Origin of the sequence: Streptomyces sp. NPDC056061, from assembly GCF_042266885.1 — a bacterium.
Classification (GTDB): Bacteria; Actinomycetota; Actinomycetes; order Streptomycetales; family Streptomycetaceae; genus Streptomyces.
The window spans coordinates 39001-55444 of record NZ_JBHJWQ010000039.1; the positions used below are offsets into that span (position 1 = coordinate 39001).

The 16444-nt window shown below is 71.5% G+C and carries 18 protein-coding genes; 11 read left to right on the forward strand and 7 right to left on the reverse strand.

What is annotated here, in order from left to right; all coding sequences use genetic code 11:
- Nucleotides 1-160: 160 nt before the first annotated feature.
- Both ACFC79_RS33960 and ACFC79_RS33965 read right to left on the reverse strand, forming a co-directional pair.
- Nucleotides 161-352, reverse strand: a complete 192-nt coding sequence (locus ACFC79_RS33960; protein ID WP_376248461.1) for a hypothetical protein — start codon at nt 350-352, stop codon at nt 161-163.
- Nucleotides 349-1215, reverse strand: coding sequence for a helix-turn-helix domain-containing protein (locus ACFC79_RS33965; protein WP_376248463.1), 867 nt, complete (start codon nt 1213-1215; stop codon nt 349-351). The genes ACFC79_RS33960 and ACFC79_RS33965 overlap by 4 nt, the downstream gene beginning before the upstream one ends.
- 250 nt (nt 1216-1465) lie before the next feature.
- Here ACFC79_RS33965 and ACFC79_RS33970 point away from each other — a divergent pair, with 250 nt between their 5' ends.
- Nucleotides 1466-1870 (forward strand): ATP-binding protein, encoded by a 405-nt coding sequence (locus ACFC79_RS33970; RefSeq protein ID WP_376248466.1) that lies wholly within the window; start codon nt 1466-1468, stop codon nt 1868-1870.
- Between the two features lie 115 nt (nt 1871-1985).
- Here ACFC79_RS33970 and ACFC79_RS33975 read toward each other — a convergent pair whose 3' ends face one another.
- A complete protein-coding gene (locus tag ACFC79_RS33975; RefSeq protein WP_376248468.1) occupies nt 1986-2399 on the reverse strand; it encodes an SsgA family sporulation/cell division regulator in 414 nt (137 codons plus the stop codon).
- Nucleotides 2400-2615: 216 nt separating this feature from the next.
- On the opposite strand from ACFC79_RS33975, the gene ACFC79_RS33980 reads away from it, so the two are divergent.
- Nucleotides 2616-3695: a WD40/YVTN/BNR-like repeat-containing protein gene (locus tag ACFC79_RS33980; RefSeq protein ID WP_376248471.1), complete on the forward strand. Its 1080-nt coding sequence runs from the start codon at nt 2616-2618 to the stop codon at nt 3693-3695.
- Nucleotides 3696-3743: 48 nt separating this feature from the next.
- Here ACFC79_RS33980 and ACFC79_RS33985 read toward each other — a convergent pair whose 3' ends face one another.
- Nucleotides 3744-4040 carry a YciI family protein gene (locus ACFC79_RS33985; RefSeq protein WP_376248474.1) on the reverse strand — a complete coding sequence of 99 codons (297 nt, stop codon included), beginning with the start codon at nt 4038-4040 and terminating at the stop codon, nt 3744-3746.
- 422 nt (nt 4041-4462) lie between these two features.
- Here ACFC79_RS33985 and ACFC79_RS33990 point away from each other — a divergent pair, with 422 nt between their 5' ends.
- The 7 genes from ACFC79_RS33990 to ACFC79_RS34020 all read left to right on the forward strand — a co-directional run bounded on the left by ACFC79_RS33990 (nt 4463) and on the right by ACFC79_RS34020 (nt 12427).
- The gene (locus tag ACFC79_RS33990; RefSeq protein ID WP_376248505.1) at nt 4463-4816 is read left to right on the forward strand and encodes a beta/gamma crystallin domain-containing protein; all 354 of its coding nucleotides are present in this window, start codon (nt 4463-4465) and stop codon (nt 4814-4816) included.
- A 223-nt stretch (nt 4817-5039) separates the two neighbouring features.
- Nucleotides 5040-5744: an endonuclease V gene (locus ACFC79_RS33995; RefSeq protein WP_376248477.1), complete on the forward strand. Its 705-nt coding sequence runs from the start codon at nt 5040-5042 to the stop codon at nt 5742-5744.
- 74 nt (nt 5745-5818) lie between these two features.
- Nucleotides 5819-5962 carry a morphogenic membrane protein MmpA gene (mmpA, locus tag ACFC79_RS34000; protein ID WP_376248480.1) on the forward strand — a complete coding sequence of 48 codons (144 nt, stop codon included), beginning with the start codon at nt 5819-5821 and terminating at the stop codon, nt 5960-5962.
- Nucleotides 5963-6415: 453 nt separating this feature from the next.
- On the forward strand, nt 6416-7567 hold the full coding sequence (locus ACFC79_RS34005) for a CaiB/BaiF CoA transferase family protein (protein WP_376248482.1): 1152 nt from the start codon (nt 6416-6418) through the stop codon (nt 7565-7567).
- A gap of 77 nt (nt 7568-7644) precedes the next feature.
- On the forward strand, nt 7645-8787 hold the full coding sequence (locus ACFC79_RS34010) for an acyl-CoA dehydrogenase family protein (protein WP_376248484.1): 1143 nt from the start codon (nt 7645-7647) through the stop codon (nt 8785-8787).
- A gap of 34 nt (nt 8788-8821) precedes the next feature.
- Entirely contained in the window at nt 8822-10036 is a 1215-nt protein-coding gene (locus ACFC79_RS34015; RefSeq protein WP_376248487.1) for an acetyl-CoA C-acetyltransferase, read from the forward strand.
- A 183-nt stretch (nt 10037-10219) separates the two neighbouring features.
- Entirely contained in the window at nt 10220-12427 is a 2208-nt protein-coding gene (locus ACFC79_RS34020; protein WP_376248489.1) for a 3-hydroxyacyl-CoA dehydrogenase NAD-binding domain-containing protein, read from the forward strand.
- Nucleotides 12428-12454: 27 nt separating this feature from the next.
- Here the strand turns inward: ACFC79_RS34020 and ACFC79_RS34025 are convergent, their stop codons facing one another.
- Complete coding sequence (locus ACFC79_RS34025; RefSeq protein WP_376248491.1) at nt 12455-13189, reverse strand: MerR family transcriptional regulator; 735 nt, start codon at nt 13187-13189, stop codon at nt 12455-12457.
- Nucleotides 13190-13422: 233 nt separating this feature from the next.
- On the opposite strand from ACFC79_RS34025, the gene ACFC79_RS34030 reads away from it, so the two are divergent.
- Nucleotides 13423-13899 (forward strand): macro domain-containing protein, encoded by a 477-nt coding sequence (locus ACFC79_RS34030; protein WP_376248494.1) that lies wholly within the window; start codon nt 13423-13425, stop codon nt 13897-13899.
- Between the two features lie 84 nt (nt 13900-13983).
- On the forward strand, nt 13984-14619 hold the full coding sequence (locus tag ACFC79_RS34035) for a TetR/AcrR family transcriptional regulator (RefSeq protein WP_376248496.1): 636 nt from the start codon (nt 13984-13986) through the stop codon (nt 14617-14619).
- Nucleotides 14620-14731: 112 nt separating this feature from the next.
- Here the strand turns inward: ACFC79_RS34035 and ACFC79_RS34040 are convergent, their stop codons facing one another.
- Nucleotides 14732-15187 carry a hypothetical protein gene (locus ACFC79_RS34040; RefSeq protein ID WP_376248499.1) on the reverse strand — a complete coding sequence of 152 codons (456 nt, stop codon included), beginning with the start codon at nt 15185-15187 and terminating at the stop codon, nt 14732-14734.
- Nucleotides 15188-15313: 126 nt separating this feature from the next.
- Complete coding sequence (locus ACFC79_RS34045) at nt 15314-16216, reverse strand: oxygenase MpaB family protein (RefSeq protein WP_376248501.1); 903 nt, start codon at nt 16214-16216, stop codon at nt 15314-15316.
- Nucleotides 16217-16444: the final 228 nt, after the last annotated feature.

The following is a 16444-nucleotide window of genomic DNA, read 5'->3' on the forward strand; positions in this document are numbered from 1 at the left end:
GGGCGAAGCTAATCGCGATACCAGACATCTTCTGTCCGGATTGATCGAGTGTTCGGGCTTCCGGCCGGGGCCGGGAAGGGCCCCCGTCTGCGGACGCTCGGAGGTGTCGGCGTACTCGGAGTGCACGCGAACGGGGGCGGGGGACGGGTGGTCCGGACGGTCAGAGCAGATGGTCCGCCGCGCCGGACTTCACCGCCGAGATCAGGGCCCGCAGCGCCTCCACGGAGTCGCTGACGTGGACGGAGGCGTCGGCGGTGGAGCCGATGTAGGCCCGGCCCTCCTCGTCGAGTCCGAAGCGGAAGCAATTGGCGCCCTCGCTGCAGAAGGCGTCGTCCCAGTGGATGTCGGTCATGACTGGTCCTCTCGGAGGTCGTGGGCCATGGATCGGATGACGTCGTACGACTCGCGCACCGGGAGCGCGAGTGCCCTCAGTTGCTCCAGCAGCCCCTGGTATCTGCGCAGTTGCATGTCGGAGTCGAGCAGTGTCGAGCCGTGCGCGGAATCGAGCTGCACGGTGTCGAGCTGAGGTACGGCGGCGCCCGCGTAGGTGAACGACTGCCCGGAGCCGGGGAAGCCGCCGGCGGCGAACGGGACGACCCGGACCGTGATCCGGTCCCGCGCGGACTGGTCGACGATGTGGTCCAGCTGCTCCGCGGCCACCTTCGGGCCGCCGAACCGCATGCGCAGGGCCGCCTCGTGGATCACCGCCTCGTACCGCGGCGGCCGGCTCCGCCGCAGCACCTCCTGGCGGCGCATCCGCAGGGCGAGTCTGGCTCGCCGGTCGGGTCCTGGCAGCCGCGGATTCGCCATGTCGAAGACCGCCCGCGCATGTGCGTCGGTCTGCAGCAGGCCCGGGATGTGCGTGATGGTCGAGGTGATCAACTCGTCCGCGTGGTGTTCGAGTTCCGCGATGTCGAGCAGGCCCGGGGGCAGCAGCCCGCGATGTTCCTCCCACCAGCCTCCGGTCCGTTCCCGGGCCATCGCGGCGAGCTGTTCGACCAGGCCGGTGTCCGGGCAGCCGTAGTTGAAGGCGAGGGTGCGGACCCGTTCGGCGCTGATGCCGAACCGTCCCGATTCGATGTGCGGGATGCGGGTGCGGTCGACACCGAGCAGCGCGGCGGCCTGCCGGACCGTCATCCCCGACTGCTGGCGCAGCTTGCGCAGTTCGGAGCCGAGGCGTTGCTGACGGGCGGTCGGGGTGGTTCTGGGTGGCATGACGGAGGTCCTTCCGCGGGGAGGATCGAACGAAATTACCGGAACCGGGCAAGTGGTAGCACTGTGCTCCGTGCTGCGCTACGGTCAGTAGTACAAATTTCACACGGGGCGACTGCGCCGTTGTGTGATCATCGCTACGATGACCGGAAATGTGAGCATCTTGATGAAGGGCGTACTGCGTTGCCTTCCGGCTCCGGAATCGGCTCCGGAATTGGCTCCGGCTCCGGAATCGGCCGGACCCCGACCGCCGGTGGTGGACAACCTCAGTTACTCGTTCGCACTGCCCGGCGGCGCCTTCTGTGCCGGTCTCGCCCGCGGAACCGTGGGCGACCTCCTCGACCGTCACGGCCTCGCCGAACTCCGGGAGCCCGCCGTCCTCGCCGCCTCCGAACTTGTCGCCTCCGCCTACCGGTTCACGCCGGACCGGGAGATGCTGCTGCGGGTCCACTGGCAGTTCGACGCTCTGCGTGTCGTCCTCTACGACCGGCATCCGACCCACGGCTCGGCCGAGAGGTCCGAGAGATGTCGCGAACGCCGCAGCGAGAGCATGTGGTTGCTCGCTGCCGCCGTCGCCACCCACGGCGGGGACTGGGGGCTGGCCCCGGCGCTGACCCCCTCCGGCGGCTGCAAGACATGGGCGTTACTCCACCGCTGAAAGCGCGAACCCGTCTCCGGCCACGTGCCGACCCGGCCCCGCCGTCCCGGTGAGCCGCTCAGAGGGCCGGCGGCCCCCGCCGGGTGGACCGGACGGGCACCGGCGAGCGGGCCGGTCAGCCGTCGCCGAACAGATCGGACAGACTCCGGTCGAGGTCCAGGAACCGGTGCTCGTCGCCGACCGGGACGAGTTCCTGCGCGCGTTCGAGGAACAGCCGCAGCTCCGCCGTCCGCACATGGACCATCGCGACCCCCTCGAAGGCGTGGAACTCCAGGACCGTGCGGTCGTACCCGTACGGCCGGATGCGCACGTCCCCGACACCGGCGGCCCCGTCCACTCCCGCCGCGAGCAGCTCGCGGGAGAACTCCCAGGACACATCGGTGCCCTCCAGCGTCGCCTTCGCCGGGAACGCCATGCGCACGGCGAACGGATCGCTGCGGTCGTACTGCAACGTGGCCGGAAGGGTCTCCATCCGTGGTGCGGACGCGACCATGCGGGCCTGCACGGACTGCTCGATGACGGTGGACACGACCTGCTCCCCTTCTCGGCCGGGCGATGGGATCCGGGCACCGGGCAAGACGACGGAATTCCCCCTTGCGTGCACAGCCGGGCCGCGTGAGTTCGGTCACCGCACGCCACCGCACCGGGTGGCCACCGTTTTCCGCGGCAGGGAACCCTGGACGAGGCGCGGGCCCATCGGCTAGCTTCCGGCGCCATGAGGGCCAGGGGAACGATGAGACGACTGATGTCATGGGGGCTCTGCGCGGCGGCATTGACCGCAGCACTGGCCGCACCGGCCGACGCGGTACCGCCGGACCGCCACCGCCAGGGCGAGCGCCCCGTCTGGACGCTCACCGACACCGGAACCGACGCCCGATTCCGAGGTCTGGCCGCAGTCGACCGTCGCACCGCGTGGGTCGCGGGCACCCGGGGCACGGTGCTGCGCACCACCGACGGCGGGCATCGCTGGCGCGACGTGTCACCGGTCGGCGCGGTGCGGGAGGGGCTGGAGTTCCGCGACATCGAGGCGTTCGACTCCCGGCACGCGGTGGCACTCGCCATCGGCGAGGGCGAGGCGTCCAGGGTGCTGCGCACCGACGACGGGGGAGTGACCTGGACCGAGTCCTTCCGGAACACCGACGCCCGCGCCTTCTACGACTGCCTCGCCTTCTTCGACCGCCGGCACGGGCTGGCGATGAGCGATCCGGTCGATGGGAAGTACCGCATCCTCTCGACCGACGACGGCGGCCGGAACTGGCGGGTGCTGCCCTCCGCGGGGATGCCGGAGGCCCGGGACGGCGAGGCGTCGTTCGCCGCCGGCGGGCAGTGCCTGGTCGCCTCCGGGCCCGGCGACGTCTGGCTGGCGACCGGGGGCGCCGCCACCGCGCGGGTGCTGCATTCCGCGGACCGGGGGCTGAGCTGGAGTGCGGCCGAGTCGTCGATCCCGGCGGGCGACCCGGCACGCGGCGTCTTCGCCCTGGCGTTCCGCGACCGCCGTCACGGCATCGCGGTCGGCGGCGACTACCGCGCCGGTCTGCCGTCGCCGGACTCCGCGGCCGTGACCGGTGACGGGGGCCGCAGCTGGCGCGGCTCGTCCGTCCCGCCGGCGGGATACCGCTCGGGCGTCGCCTGGCTGCCGCACGACCGGTCGGGCGCGCTGGCGGTCGGCCCGACCGGAACGGACCTCAGCCGGGACGGCGGCCGTACCTGGCACACGGTCGACAGGGGGTCGTTCGACACCGTCGCCTGCACCCCGGACGGCGGTTGCTGGGCGGCGGGCGAGACCGGACGCGTGGCACGAACGGAAGCGTGGAACCTGCGGTGAACGCATGCGGCGACCGGACCGGCAGGTCCGGTCGCCGCATGCGTCCCGCTACGGCAACTGCTGGCGGTACGGGGCGAGTTCCTCCGCGGTCTTCGTCGCGATGAACTCCGTGATCCGGTAGGCGCACACGTCCTCCACCGTGAACGGGTCCTGTGCCGTGATCTCCTCGATACGGTCCCGGTCGTCGCCGACCGCGAGGATCACTCCGCCGTCGCGCGGGTTCTTGCGCCCTGACGCGATGAACACCCCGGCGGCGTACTGCCGGTCCAGCCACGCGACATGGGCCTGCAGCAGTGCGTCGACGCGTTCGACGGGGGCGGTGTAGGTCAATTCCAGTACGAACATGATCGCCAGGCTACGGGACGGGCACGGCCGCCCCGGGGGGCGATGCCGCTCCGTCCGAGCCGGTGGATCCGGCATCGGCATGGGGCGCCGGCCTGCGCGGGACAGCTCTTGGACCCCGGGCCGCCGGGACGCCGTCGATCCGCGCCGCCCGCATCGCCGAGGGACCGTCAGTGGACCGGTGGCTCCGCATGAACGATCGGGGCTGGAAGTTCGGCTTATGAAATCCGAGTGTTTTTGTCTGCAATTGCAGTTCATGAATGCATCGATTTCAGGTTTACCTGCCCGGGCAACCTCGTTCAGGTGACTTCCCTGCGGGGCCCTCGGGAGCGGATGGGTGGATCCGTAGGATTCACGTCCAGTGCTGATGCGTCCGTATGGGCGAAGCGCATTCCGGTGCGGTATTTCGAATCGAGGGGAAAATGATGATCTCAAGGACGAGGAGCGTCGCGCACACCTTGGCGGCGGCGCTCGCCATGGCCGTCGCGTTCACCATGGCGGGGCCGGCCGGAACGGCGTCCGCCATCGACCACGTCACCTGCGACCCCGACGCGGGTTTCCTGAAGATCTGGTCGCACAACGGCAGCGGGCGTGACAGCGTGGACTGCTATGCGAACCGCGGGAAGACCGACTTCGGCGGGTGGTGGATCGACCAGATCTCGACGGGGAACAATGATGTGAAGTACTACGATGCCAACGGTGATGTGGTGAAGATTCCCCGGCAGAGCAATATCAAGTATTCGAACGTGCCGAAGGTCACCGCCATCGAAATTCTGTAGGGATTCACCCGGGGCCTTTCACGGACCCGGTGACTGATGCGCGCGCGTGGGACGTGGCGGGGCGATGCGCCGACGCCCTCCCGTCATGGACGCATCGAAGCTCCGGCAGGACTCGGCAGGACTTTCTCAAGTCGCCCCGGCCGCCGGGGCTTCGGTGCGTCGTCGGCCTGTCGCCGCCGGCAGGCCGACGGCCTTCGCGGGCCAGTCATAGACTCGCAGCACTATGACAAGCTTCCAGGTGCCCGCCGACGAGGTTGAGGCCCGAGCCGTACAGGACGCCCTGCGCTCCCGGGTGGTGCTCGACGAACCGGGCCCGCCGCCGGGAACCGGGCGGGTGACCGGGGTCGACGTCGCCTACGACGACGAGCGGGATGTCGTCGTGGCGGCGGCGGTGGTCCTCGACGGTGCGACGTCCGAGGTGGTCGCCGAGGCCACCGCCGTCGGCACGGTCGCCTTCCCGTACGTTCCCGGCCTCCTCGCCTTCCGGGAGATCCCGACCGTGCTGGCGGCGCTGGAATCCCTCCCGGTGGACCCCGGAGTGGTGATCTGCGACGGATACGGGCTGGCGCACCCGCGCCGCTTCGGACTGGCCAGCCACCTCGGGGTGCTGACCGGACTCCCGGTGTTCGGCGTCGCCAAGAATCCGTTCGTCTTCACCTACGAACAGCCGGGGCCCCGCCGGGGGGACCGGTCGCCGCTCCTCGACGGCGAGGAGGAGGTCGGCCGGGCCCTGCGCACCCAGGACGGGGTCAAACCCGTCTTCGTCTCGGTCGGGCACCGGATCGGCCTGGACAACGCCTGCGCCCACACCCTGCTGCTGGCCCGCGACTTCCGTCAGCCGGAGACGACCCGCAGGGCCGACGCGCTCTGCCGACGGGTCCTGCGGGACGCGACGACCCCACCGGTGGACACGTCGCCCGCGCCGTAGGCGCCCCCGACCGTGGGCCGATTGAGTATGCGTACGGATGTCGTTCGTCGATCATGACAGGCAGACTGGTGCGCATGACCGAGCATCGAACGTACACACGACCGGGAACCGTCTACCTCGCCCAGCGCCGGGTCGCGGTGGGGATGACCCTCGGTGTGCTCGCGGGCGCGGTCTGGGCCGTCTCGATGGTCTGCACCCTGGTGGCCTGGGCACTCTGACCCGGCCCTGCGGGTGTCCGGCCCGCCGCCGCGACCGCTCGTGCCGGTCCGGGGCGCCGGGCGGGCCCGGCCGACGCTCTTCCAGGTGTTGCCGCCCGCGGTCGGGCGTGCGCGGCCCGACCCTCCCCGGCGGCCCCGTGCCGGTTCGTGGCCGGTGCCGGCCGCCTTCCGAAGCCGTCCGCCCGCCGCGGTGCGGGGGACGTCGTCGACGGTCCCGATCCGTTGCGGAATCAGCACAGTCCCGCCCTCCGTCCGGCCCTCCGTCAGGGGTGGCCGGGTGCCGGCATGCCGTCCGGGCGGGGCACACGTGGCGGTGTGCGGCCAAAACCGCTTCGTGGGGGACGATCCCGGTGCGGGGTCGAGCGCCTGCCCGGTCCAAAGGCTTGTGCGCGGCGCGGCACATTCTTAGCATCGGCACTGTTACATCAGTTGTGTCATACCGCTGGGGGCTCGATGGCAACGACGGAGCACGGACCGCAGGGCCCGCTGGCGGGCGTGCGGGTGCTGGAGCTGGCGGGCATCGGCCCCGGGCCGTTCGCCGCGATGCTCCTGGCGGACCTCGGCGCCGACGTCGTCCGGGTCGACCGCCCGGGCGGTGCTGGGCTCGGCATCGACCCGGCGTACGACCTCACCAACCGCAACAAGCGGTCCGTGGTCGTCGATCTCAAGGCCGAGGACGGACCGGGCACGGTGCTCGACCTCGCCGAGCGGGCCGACATCCTGATCGAGGGGTACCGGCCGGGGGTCGCGGAGCGCCTGGGGGTCGGCCCGGACACCGCGCTGGCCCGCAACCCGCGACTCGTCTACGGGCGGATGACCGGCTGGGGCCAGGACGGACCGCTCGCCGAACGCGCCGGTCACGACATCGCCTACATCGCCCTCACCGGCACCCTCTCCACGATCGGCGGGCCCGGTGAGCCGCCCACCGTCCCGGCCAACCTGGTCGGCGACTACGCGGGCGGCTCGCTCTACCTCGTCGTCGGCGTCCTCGCCGCCCTCCAACACGCCCGCGTGCCCGGCGGCCGCGGACAGGTCGTGGACGCGGCGATCGTGGACGGCGCCGCCCACCTGGCGACGATGATCCACGCGATGCTGGCGTCGGGCGGCTGGCAGGACCGGCGGGGCTCCAACCTCCTGGACGGCGGCTGCCCGTTCTACGGCACGTACGAGACCGCCGACGGGCAGTACATGGCGGTCGGCCCGCTGGAGCAGCAGTTCTACGACGAGTTCAGCGCCCTCCTCGGTATCGACGACCGGGCCCCGGACCGCTGGGACGTCGCCCGCTGGGACGAACTGCGCGCACACGTCGCCGCACGATTCCGGACCCGCACCCGCGCCGAGTGGACCGAGGTCTTCGAAGGCACCGACGCCTGCGTGGCGCCCGTCCTCTCGCTCCGCGAGGCCCCCGCGCACCCCCACCTCGCCGCCCGTTCCACCTTCGTCGAGCACGGTGGGCTCACCCAGCCCGCCCCCGCGCCCCGGTTCTCCGCCACCCCCGTCGCCGTGCGCAGCGGGCCCGCGCTGCCCGGCGCGGACACCGAGGCCGTTGCCGCCGACTGGGGCGTCGCCGGGCTGGTGCGGGACGCGGACACCCGCCCGTCGTGACGGGCCGCCCCACCCGTCGGAGCCGAACCCGCCCGACCGAACCCCCACCGTCGACCACCGGCCCCAGGAGGCCCGCAGTGCAGCGGCAGATCTTCACCGAAGAACACGACGCGTTCCGCGCGACCGTCCGCACCTTCCTCGACAAGGAGGTCCTGCCGTATTACGAGCAGTGGGAGCGGGACGGCATCGTCTCCCGCGAGGCATGGCTGGCGGCCGGACGGCAGGGACTCCTCGGCCTCGCCGTGCCCGAGGAGTACGGGGGCGGCGGCAACACGGACTTCCGCTACAGCGCCGTGCTCGCCGAGGAGTTCACCCGGGCCGGCACCCCCGGACTCGCGCTCGGACTGCACAACGACATCATCGGCCCCTACCTCACCGGACTCGCCACCGACGAACAGAAGCGGCGCTGGCTGCCCGGGTTCTGCAGCGGCGAGACCATCACCGCCATCGCCATGACCGAACCCGGCGCCGGATCCGACCTCCAGGCCATTCGCACCACCGCCGAGGACCGGGGCGACCACTGGCTGCTCAACGGATCGAAGACGTTCATCTCCAACGGCATCCTGGCCGACCTGGTGGTCGTGGTCGCGAAGACCACCCCGGAGGGCGGGGCCAAGGGCCTCTCGCTGATCGTCGTCGAACGCGGCGCCGAGGGCTTCGAGCGCGGCCGCAACCTCGACAAGATCGGGCAGAAGTCCCAGGACACCGCCGAACTCTTCTTCCACGACGTCCGCGTTCCCAAGGAGAACCTGCTCGGTGAGCGCGACGGCGCCTTCATCCATCTGATGACCAATCTGGCGCAGGAACGGATGGGCATAGCTGTCGCCGGGATCGCCGCCGCCGAGCACCTGCTGGAGATCACCACGCGGTACGTCAAGGAGCGCGAGGCATTCGGCAAGCCGCTCGCCAAGCTCCAGCACATCCGGTTCGAGATCGCCGAGATGGCCACCGAGTGCGCCGTCACCCGCACCTTCCTGGACCGCTGCATCGTCGACCACTCCGACGGCACCCTCGATGCCGTGCACGCCTCGATGGCCAAGTGGTGGGCCACCGAACTCCAGAAGCGCGTGGCCGACCGCTGCCTCCAACTCCACGGCGGATACGGGTACATGTCGGAGTACCCGGTCGCGAAGGCGTTCACCGACGGCCGCATCCAGACCATCTACGGCGGTACCACCGAGATCATGAAGGAGATCATCGGCCGGTCGCTGCTCGCCTGATCCCCTCGAACCATCACCCCGAAAGGCTGCTGACTTGAGCACCGAAGCGTTCGTCTACGACGCGATCCGCACCCCGCGCGGCCGCGGCAAGGCCAATGGGTCCCTGCACGGCACCAAGCCGATCGACCTCGTCGTCGGCCTCATCCACGAGATCCGCAGCCGCTTCCCCGGCCTGGACCCGGCGGCCATCGACGACATCGTCCTCGGTGTGGTCAGCCCGCTCGGCGACCAGGGCTCCGACATCGCCCGCATCGCCGCCATCGCCGCCGGCCTCCCGGACACCGTCGCAGGGGTCCAGGAGAACCGCTTCTGCGCCTCGGGCCTGGAGGCCGTCAACCTCGCCGCCGCCAAGGTCCGCTCGGGCTGGGAGGACCTGGTCCTCGCGGGCGGCGTCGAGTCGATGTCCCGCGTCCCGATGGGGTCCGACGGCGGCGCCTGGGCGATGGACCCGATGACCAGCTTCCAGACCGGCTTCGCCCCGCAGGGCATCGGCGCCGACCTGATCGCCACCATCGAGGGCTTCTCCCGCCGCGACGTCGACGAATTCGCCGCGCTCTCCCAGGAACGCGCCGCCGAGGCGTGGAAGGAAGGCCGCTTCGCCCGCTCCGTCGTCCCCGTCAAGGACCGCAACGGCCTCGTCGTCCTGGACCACGACGAGCACATGCGTCCCGGCACCACCGCCGACACGCTCGCCGCGCTCAAGCCGTCCTTCGCCACGATCGGCGAGATGGGGGGCTTCGACGCCGTCGCGCTGCAGAAGTACCACTGGGTCGAGAAGATCGACCACGTCCACCACGCGGGCAACTCCTCCGGCATCGTGGATGGCGCGGCGCTCGTCGCCATCGGCAACAAGGAGGTCGGCGAACGCCACGGGCTCACGCCCCGCGCCCGGATCGTCTCCGCCGCCGTCTCCGGGTCCGAGCCGACCATCATGCTGACCGGCCCCGCGCCCGCCACCCGCAAGGCGCTCGCCAAGGCCGGACTCGCCATCGGCGACATCGACCTCGTCGAGATCAACGAGGCGTTCGCGGGCGTCGTGCTCCGCTTCGCCAGGGACATGGGCCTCTCCCTCGACAAGATCAACGTCAACGGCGGCGCCATCGCGATGGGCCACCCGCTCGGTGCCACCGGCGCGATGATCCTCGGCACCCTCATCGACGAGCTGGAGCGCCGCGACCTCCGGTACGGCCTCGCCACCCTCTGCGTCGGCGGCGGCATGGGCATCGCCACCGTCGTCGAGCGTCTCTGACCGTCCCCCGGCCACCCGTGAGGGGCCCGCAACAGGTGGCGTGGCATCGCGGGGCCGGAGCACGCGCCCGGCGTCGTCGTCGCGCACCGCGGCTCCGCCACCGGCACGCGATCCACGCACCCCGCCCCGCTCCTCGACCCACGCCGCCCACCGCCGGCCCCTCTCTTACGGAGAAGAAGAGCAATGACCGAGAGCACGACCATCCGCTGGGAACAGGACAACACCGGCATCGTCACCCTGGTGCTGGACGACCCGGACCAGTCCGCCAACACCATGAACCAGGCGTTCAAGGACTCCATCGCCGCCGTCGCCGACCGGGCGGAGGCCGAGAAGGACTCCATCCGCGGCATCGTCTACACCTCCGCGAAGAAGACCTTCTTCGCCGGTGGAGACCTCAAGGACATGATCAGGGTCGGTCCCGAGAACGCCCAGCAGGCATTCGAGACCGGCAACGCCATCAAGAACTCGCTGCGCCGCATCGAGACCCTCGGCAAGCCCGTCGTCGCCGCCATCAACGGCGCGGCGCTCGGCGGCGGTTACGAGATCGCGCTCGCCTCCCACCACCGCATCGCCCTCGACGCCCCCGGGTCCCGGATCGGTCTGCCCGAGGTCACCCTCGGCCTGCTGCCCGCGGGCGGTGGTGTCACGCGCACCGTACGCCTGATGGGCATCGCCGACGCGCTGCTGAAGGTCCTGCTCCAGGGCACCCAGTACACCCCCCGGCGTGCCCTGGAGAACGGCCTGGTCCACGAGGTGGCCGCGACCCGCGAGGAGATGCTCGACAAGGCCCGCGCCTTCATCGACGCCCACCCGGAGTCCTGGCAGCCCTGGGACGTCAAGGGGTACAGGATCCCCGGCGGCACCCCCTCCAACCCGAAGTTCGCCGCGAACCTCCCCGCGTTCCCGGCCAGTCTGAAGAAGCAGATCGCCGGCGCCCCGATGCCTGCCCCGCGCAACATCCTGGCCGCCGCCGTCGAGGGCTCGCAGGTCGACTTCGAGACCGCGCTGACCATCGAGGCCCGCTACTTCACCGAGCTGGTCACCGGCCAGGTGGCGAAGAACATGATCCAGGCCTTCTTCTTCGACCTCCAGGCCGTCAACTCCGGCGCCGGCCGCCCCCGCGGCATCGAGGAGCGCCCGGTCCGCAGGGTCGCCGTGCTCGGTGCCGGGATGATGGGCGCGGGCATCGCGTACTCCTGCGCCCGCGCGGGTATCGACGTCGTCCTCAAGGACGTCTCCGCCGAGGCCGCCGCCAAGGGCAAGGCGTACAGCGAGAAGCTCCTCGACAAGGCGCTGTCCCGGGGCCGTACCACCGAGGCCCGCCGCGAGGAGCTGCTGGGCCGCATCACCCCGACCGCCGACGTCGCCGACCTGGCCGGCTGCGACGCCGTCATCGAGGCCGTCTTCGAGGACACCGCGCTCAAGCACAAGGTGTTCCAGGAGATCCAGGACGTCGTCGCCCCGGACGCCCTGCTGTGCTCCAACACCTCCACTCTGCCCATCACCGTCCTCGCCGAGGGCGTCTCGCGCCCCGCCGACTTCATCGGCCTGCACTTCTTCTCACCGGTGGACAAGATGCCGCTGGTCGAGATCATCAAGGGCGAGCGGACCGGCGACGAGGCGCTGGCCCGTGCCTTCGACCTGGTGCGGCGGATCAGGAAGACCCCGGTCGTCGTCAACGACTCCCGCGGCTTCTTCACCTCGCGCGTCATCGGCCAGTTCATCAACGAGGGCGTCGCCATGGTCGGCGAGGGCGTCGAGCCGGCCTCGATCGAGCAGGCCGCGGCCCAGGCCGGATACCCGGCCAAGGTGCTGTCCCTGATGGACGAGCTGACCCTCACCCTGCCCCGCAAGATCCGCAACGAGACGAGGCGGGCCGTCGAGGCGGCCGGGGGCACCTGGCCCGAACACCCGGCGGACGCGGTCATCGACCGGATGGTCGACGAGTTCGGCCGTACCGGGCGCAGCGGCGGCGGGGGCTTCTACGAGTACGACGAGGAGGGCAGGCGCACCCGTCTGTGGCCCGGTCTGCGCGAGCACTTCGGCAGCACCGGCGGCGGGGCCGCGCGCGGCCGGGACAGCGAGCCGGAATCCGGGGTCCCGTTCGCCGACATGAAGGAGCGGATGCTGTTCTCCGAGGCACTGGACAGCGTCCGCTGCCTGGAGGAGAACGTCCTCACCTCCGTCGCCGACGCCAACATCGGCTCCATCATGGGCATCGGCTTCCCGCCGTGGACCGGCGGCGTGCTCCAGTACATCAACGGCTACGAGGGCGGCCTGCCCGGCTTCGTGGCCCGTGCCCGGGAACTCGCCGAACGGTACGGCGACCGGTTCCTGCCGCCCGCGCTGCTCGTGGAGAAGGCCGAGCGGGGCGAGACGTTCCACGACTGAGGCCGTAGGCCGGCGTGCGGGCCGCGTTCACTCCTCGGTGAACGCGGCCCGCAGCTCGTGCCGCAACGACCGCTGGAACGCGGTCACCAGTGCCTGGAGCACCATCGGCTGCATGTGGGCCGACAGTGACTTCATCGCCGCCACGTGTTCCGGGTCCGGCTCCCGCTCGCGGTACGGGCCCCACACCTCGTCCCGGAACAGCCGGGTGAGCTCCTGCGCGGCGGACCGGGAGTGCTCCAGCAGCACCGTCCGTGCGGCCAGGATCGTCTCGTGCGCGATCGGCACACCGAGCAACTCGACCCCGAGCCGCAGCAGCCCCGGGTCCACCCGGTAGCTGCCCTCGACCGGCTCCGCGCGTTCCAGCACCCCCAGCGCCGCCAGCCGCGCGATGTCCTGTTCGGCAAGGGCCCGGCCCGCCCGCCGTTCCAGCTCCGCCCGGGTGGTGTCCTCCGTCGCGTCCGGCGCCCAGGACGCCACCAGCGCCCGGTGGATCGCCAGGTCCTGCGCGCTGAGGTCCGGCGGCAGTTGTTCCAGGTAGCGTTCGATCGCCGCCAGCGTCATGCCCTGGTGCTGGAGCTCCTCGATGAGCGCGAGCCGGGACAGGTGCTCCGGCCCGTAGTGCCCGACCCGTCGCGGACCGATCGCCGGGGGCGGCAGCAGGCCGCGGGTGCTGTAGAAGCGCACGGTGCGCACGGTGACACCGGCGCGGGCCGCCAGTTCGTCCACGGTGAGCGTCGTCGCGTCCTCGGCCCCGGTCGCCATGTCTGCTCCTTGCGTTCCGGCCCAGCGGCGAACTGCCGCGGCTGCACCCCTCGGACACAACAGTATTGCTGTCTCACCACTGTGGTGAAAGTGCTCGGCGGCATCCGGGCACGGTCCCGCCCGTTCCGTTCCGCCGGTGGCGGGCGGGGGCGACGGCGGGCACCGGTGATACCGGGCCGCACCGCCGGTGGGGGCCCGCCGGGGGATCACGGGACACCCCCTAGGCTGGTGGCATGCCGGAAATCACGTATGTGCAGGGGGACGCCACCGCCCCGCAGGGCAAGGGCGTGAAGGTGATCGCGCACGTCTGCAACGACCTGGGCGGCTGGGGCAAGGGGTTCGTGTTGGCAGTCTCGCGTCGCTGGCCCGAACCGGAGGCGGCCTACCGCCGCTGGCACCGGGAGCGCGCGGGCAACGACTTCGCCCTGGGGGCGACGCAGTTCGTGCAGGTGAGCCCGCACGTCTGGGTGGCGAACATGGTGGGCCAGCGCGGGATGCGCAGGGGCAGCAAGGGAGTACCGGTGCGCTACGAGGCGATCGACACGGCCCTGGCGGCCGTGGCCGACCGGGCCGAGGCGCTGGGAGCCTCCGTCCACATGCCGCGGATCGGTTGCGGACTGGCGGGCGGCACATGGGACAGGATCGAGCCGCTGATAGAGAAGCGCCTGGCCGGCCGCGGCATAGCGGTGACGGTGTACGACTACGCGTAGGTCGTGTCCTGCGGGCCTGCGAGCGGGGCGCCGTGCAGCGGCCGGCCCCTAGGGTGTGACGGAACCGGCGCGACGGGAGGGCCGATGGCGGCACGGGGCACGAACGAGACGCTGCTGGCCCGGGCGCTCAGCGAGACACCGGCGGCGGACGCGCTGAACGAGCAGATCCTCGACGCCGCACGCGAACAGTTCATGACCTTCGGCCTGCGCCGGTCGACCGTGGACGACGTCGCCAAGCGCGCCAAGGTCTCACGGGTCACCGTGTACCGGCGGATCGGCAACAAGGACAGCCTGGTCTCGGCCTGTCTGTTGCGGGAATACCGGCGCTTCGTCGTGGAAGTGGACGACGCGGTGGCTGCACTGCCCACGACGGAGGATCGGCTCGTCGAGGGTTTCGCGACAGTCCTCGGGCACATTCGCGAACACCCGCTCATCGGCGGCCTGCTGCGACTCGAACCCGAGACGATGCTTCCCTTCCTGACGCTGGAGAGCGGCCCCGCCCTCCTCGCCATCCGTGAGTACCTTGCCGACCGGCTCCGTCACGCCCGGCGCGCGGAGGGCCGGCCGGTGAGCGATCCGACGCCGGTCGCCGAGCTGATGGTGCGGATCACGGTCTCCTTCCTGCTCAATCCCGTCAGCTGTTTCGAGCTCGACGACGACGCGCAGTTGCGGGAGTTCGCACGTCGCTATCTGGTGCCGCTGCTCGCGGCGGGGGAGTAGCCCCTTTCGGCCCCGACCGCAGCCGGAACCCGCCGATCACACGGTGCTCCGTCCCCGGGCCCGGCAGGCGGGCGAGGGGCGGACCGGCCGGGTCGTCCGCCGACGAGCCCGCTCACGGTGCGGGCGGCGATGCGAGAAGCATCGGCCAGTCGTCGTCGCGGCCGAGCACGTCGTCGAGCTCCTGGTCCGGGCCCGCGACGAACACGACGGTCGCGGAATCCGCCCGCGCGAACACCTCCGGGTCCACCGTCGTCTCCGCCCGCAGCACCAGCGCCGCCTCCGGATCGACCGCCGAGCGGCCGGGGAAGGCCGCGGTGTCCACCCCGTTCCGTTCCAGCACGACCGGGTACACGGCGATGTCGACCACCAGGCGGTCGTGGGCGAGGGTGTGCTCGCCCCAGCCATCGGTCTGCGACAGGAAGAACACGCCGTCGCCCTCGTAGCAGCAGTTGCCGAGCCGGGCGACGGCGCGTTCGCCCGGCGATCCCCCGGGGTCGACGACGAGCGTCACGACGGGCACGTCCGGCTCGTCGGGGTCGATGCCGGTACGTACATGGAGCCGGGTCACGGCAGCCTCCGGTGACAGGGAGAGGGGTACCTGAGGGGGAACGGCCGACGGTCGCCGGTCAGGACGCTCGCCCCGCCTCCCCGAGCCACATGCTGACAGACCCCCGGCACGCCCCCGGTGCCCGGGTCAGCGGGCGCCGGGGGCGTGGTGCCCCTCCCGCTCGTCGGGCAGGGGCTCCAGGGGGCGGCCGCGCGCCCAGTGCGGACCGAGGTCGTCGAGCCGCCAGCCGAACGGGTACGAACGGGGCTGCGGGCGCGAGGGCAGCCAGTCCGGCCGGGCCGGCAGGCTGCGTACGCACCGCGCGCGCAGCCGCAGGGCCCCCGCGGCAGACCGCCGTGCCCAGCGCGGCTGCGGCCGGAAGCCGAGCGCCCCGAGCAGGGGCTCGTCCAGCACGGCGAGCGAGAACCGCGCCACCAGCGGACGCAGCGGACGCGGATACCAGTTCGCCATGATCCGGAACGTGGCGTTAGCGACCCGTCGGTTGGCAGGGTCGTACGCGAACATCCGGGCCTCGTACGCGTCGAGGAGCCGCTCGAACTCCTCGTAGGTGTCGGGAGCCCCCTCGATGCCCATCATCGCCGCCGTCCTCCGGCCCACCTCCACCAGCGCCCGGACCTCCTGCGTGCACAGCGGACGCCAGCCGAACCGGTCGATCCAGCGCTTCGGGCCGACGACCGTGGTCGCGAGGACGTAGAGGAAGTCCTCGTTCGGGATGCGGTACTTCCCGTGGATCCGGTTGAGATGACGGGCCGCGGCCCGTCCCCGCTCCGAGTCGAAGCCGTCCGCCACCATCTCGTACCCGAGGAGCACCGTGTCGTCGTACCGCTTCTGGCCGGAGCGCTCGAACTCCTGGGTGCGATCGAGAAGTACGGAGATCCGGGGGACGCCGTAGTCGCGGAGGAACGCCACGCCCACACCCTGCCGGTAGTCCCAGGGGAACTCGTACTGAGAGATCAGCCGGAGGATCTCGGCGCAATCGCGTACGGGATCCATCCGGCGGATCTCGTGCAGACGGCTGTACCGGCCCATGGTGCGCCCTCCTGTCCGTGTGCCGGGCCCGTGCGGGTCCGGTCCCTCTCGGTCCTCCTCGCCGCCCCGAACCCCTTGTGCGCACCGGATCTGACGGGGCGTCGAATCAAAAGAGTCAAAGATACAAATACTATTGACTTGTTTCATGGATCGCGTCAACAGTGGCGGCGGGCGGCGGGCGGCGGGCGGCGGGCGGCGGGCGGCGGGCGGCGGGCGGCGGGCGGCGGG

Bases quoted from the DNA above. Each gene is read 5' to 3' on its own strand.
- ACFC79_RS33960 (WP_376248461.1), bottom strand. From the start codon at position 352: ATGACCGACATCCACTGGGACGACGCCTTCTGCAGCGAGGGCGCCAAT.
- mmpA (WP_376248480.1), top strand. From the start codon at position 5,819: ATGACCGAGCATCGAACGTACACACGACCGGGAACCGTCTACCTCGCC.
- ACFC79_RS33990 (WP_376248505.1), top strand. From the start codon at position 4,463: ATGATCTCAAGGACGAGGAGCGTCGCGCACACCTTGGCGGCGGCGCTC.
- ACFC79_RS34005 (WP_376248482.1), top strand. From the start codon at position 6,416: ATGGCAACGACGGAGCACGGACCGCAGGGCCCGCTGGCGGGCGTGCGG.
- ACFC79_RS34020 (WP_376248489.1), top strand. From the start codon at position 10,220: ATGACCGAGAGCACGACCATCCGCTGGGAACAGGACAACACCGGCATC.
- ACFC79_RS34030 (WP_376248494.1), top strand. From the start codon at position 13,423: ATGCCGGAAATCACGTATGTGCAGGGGGACGCCACCGCCCCGCAGGGC.
- ACFC79_RS33965 (WP_376248463.1), bottom strand. From the start codon at position 1,215: ATGCCACCCAGAACCACCCCGACCGCCCGTCAGCAACGCCTCGGCTCC.
- ACFC79_RS34025 (WP_376248491.1), bottom strand. From the start codon at position 13,189: ATGGCGACCGGGGCCGAGGACGCGACGACGCTCACCGTGGACGAACTG.
- ACFC79_RS34035 (WP_376248496.1), top strand. From the start codon at position 13,984: ATGGCGGCACGGGGCACGAACGAGACGCTGCTGGCCCGGGCGCTCAGC.
- ACFC79_RS33995 (WP_376248477.1), top strand. From the start codon at position 5,040: ATGACAAGCTTCCAGGTGCCCGCCGACGAGGTTGAGGCCCGAGCCGTA.
- ACFC79_RS33980 (WP_376248471.1), top strand. From the start codon at position 2,616: ATGTCATGGGGGCTCTGCGCGGCGGCATTGACCGCAGCACTGGCCGCA.
- ACFC79_RS33985 (WP_376248474.1), bottom strand. From the start codon at position 4,040: ATGTTCGTACTGGAATTGACCTACACCGCCCCCGTCGAACGCGTCGAC.
- ACFC79_RS34045 (WP_376248501.1), bottom strand. From the start codon at position 16,216: ATGGGCCGGTACAGCCGTCTGCACGAGATCCGCCGGATGGATCCCGTA.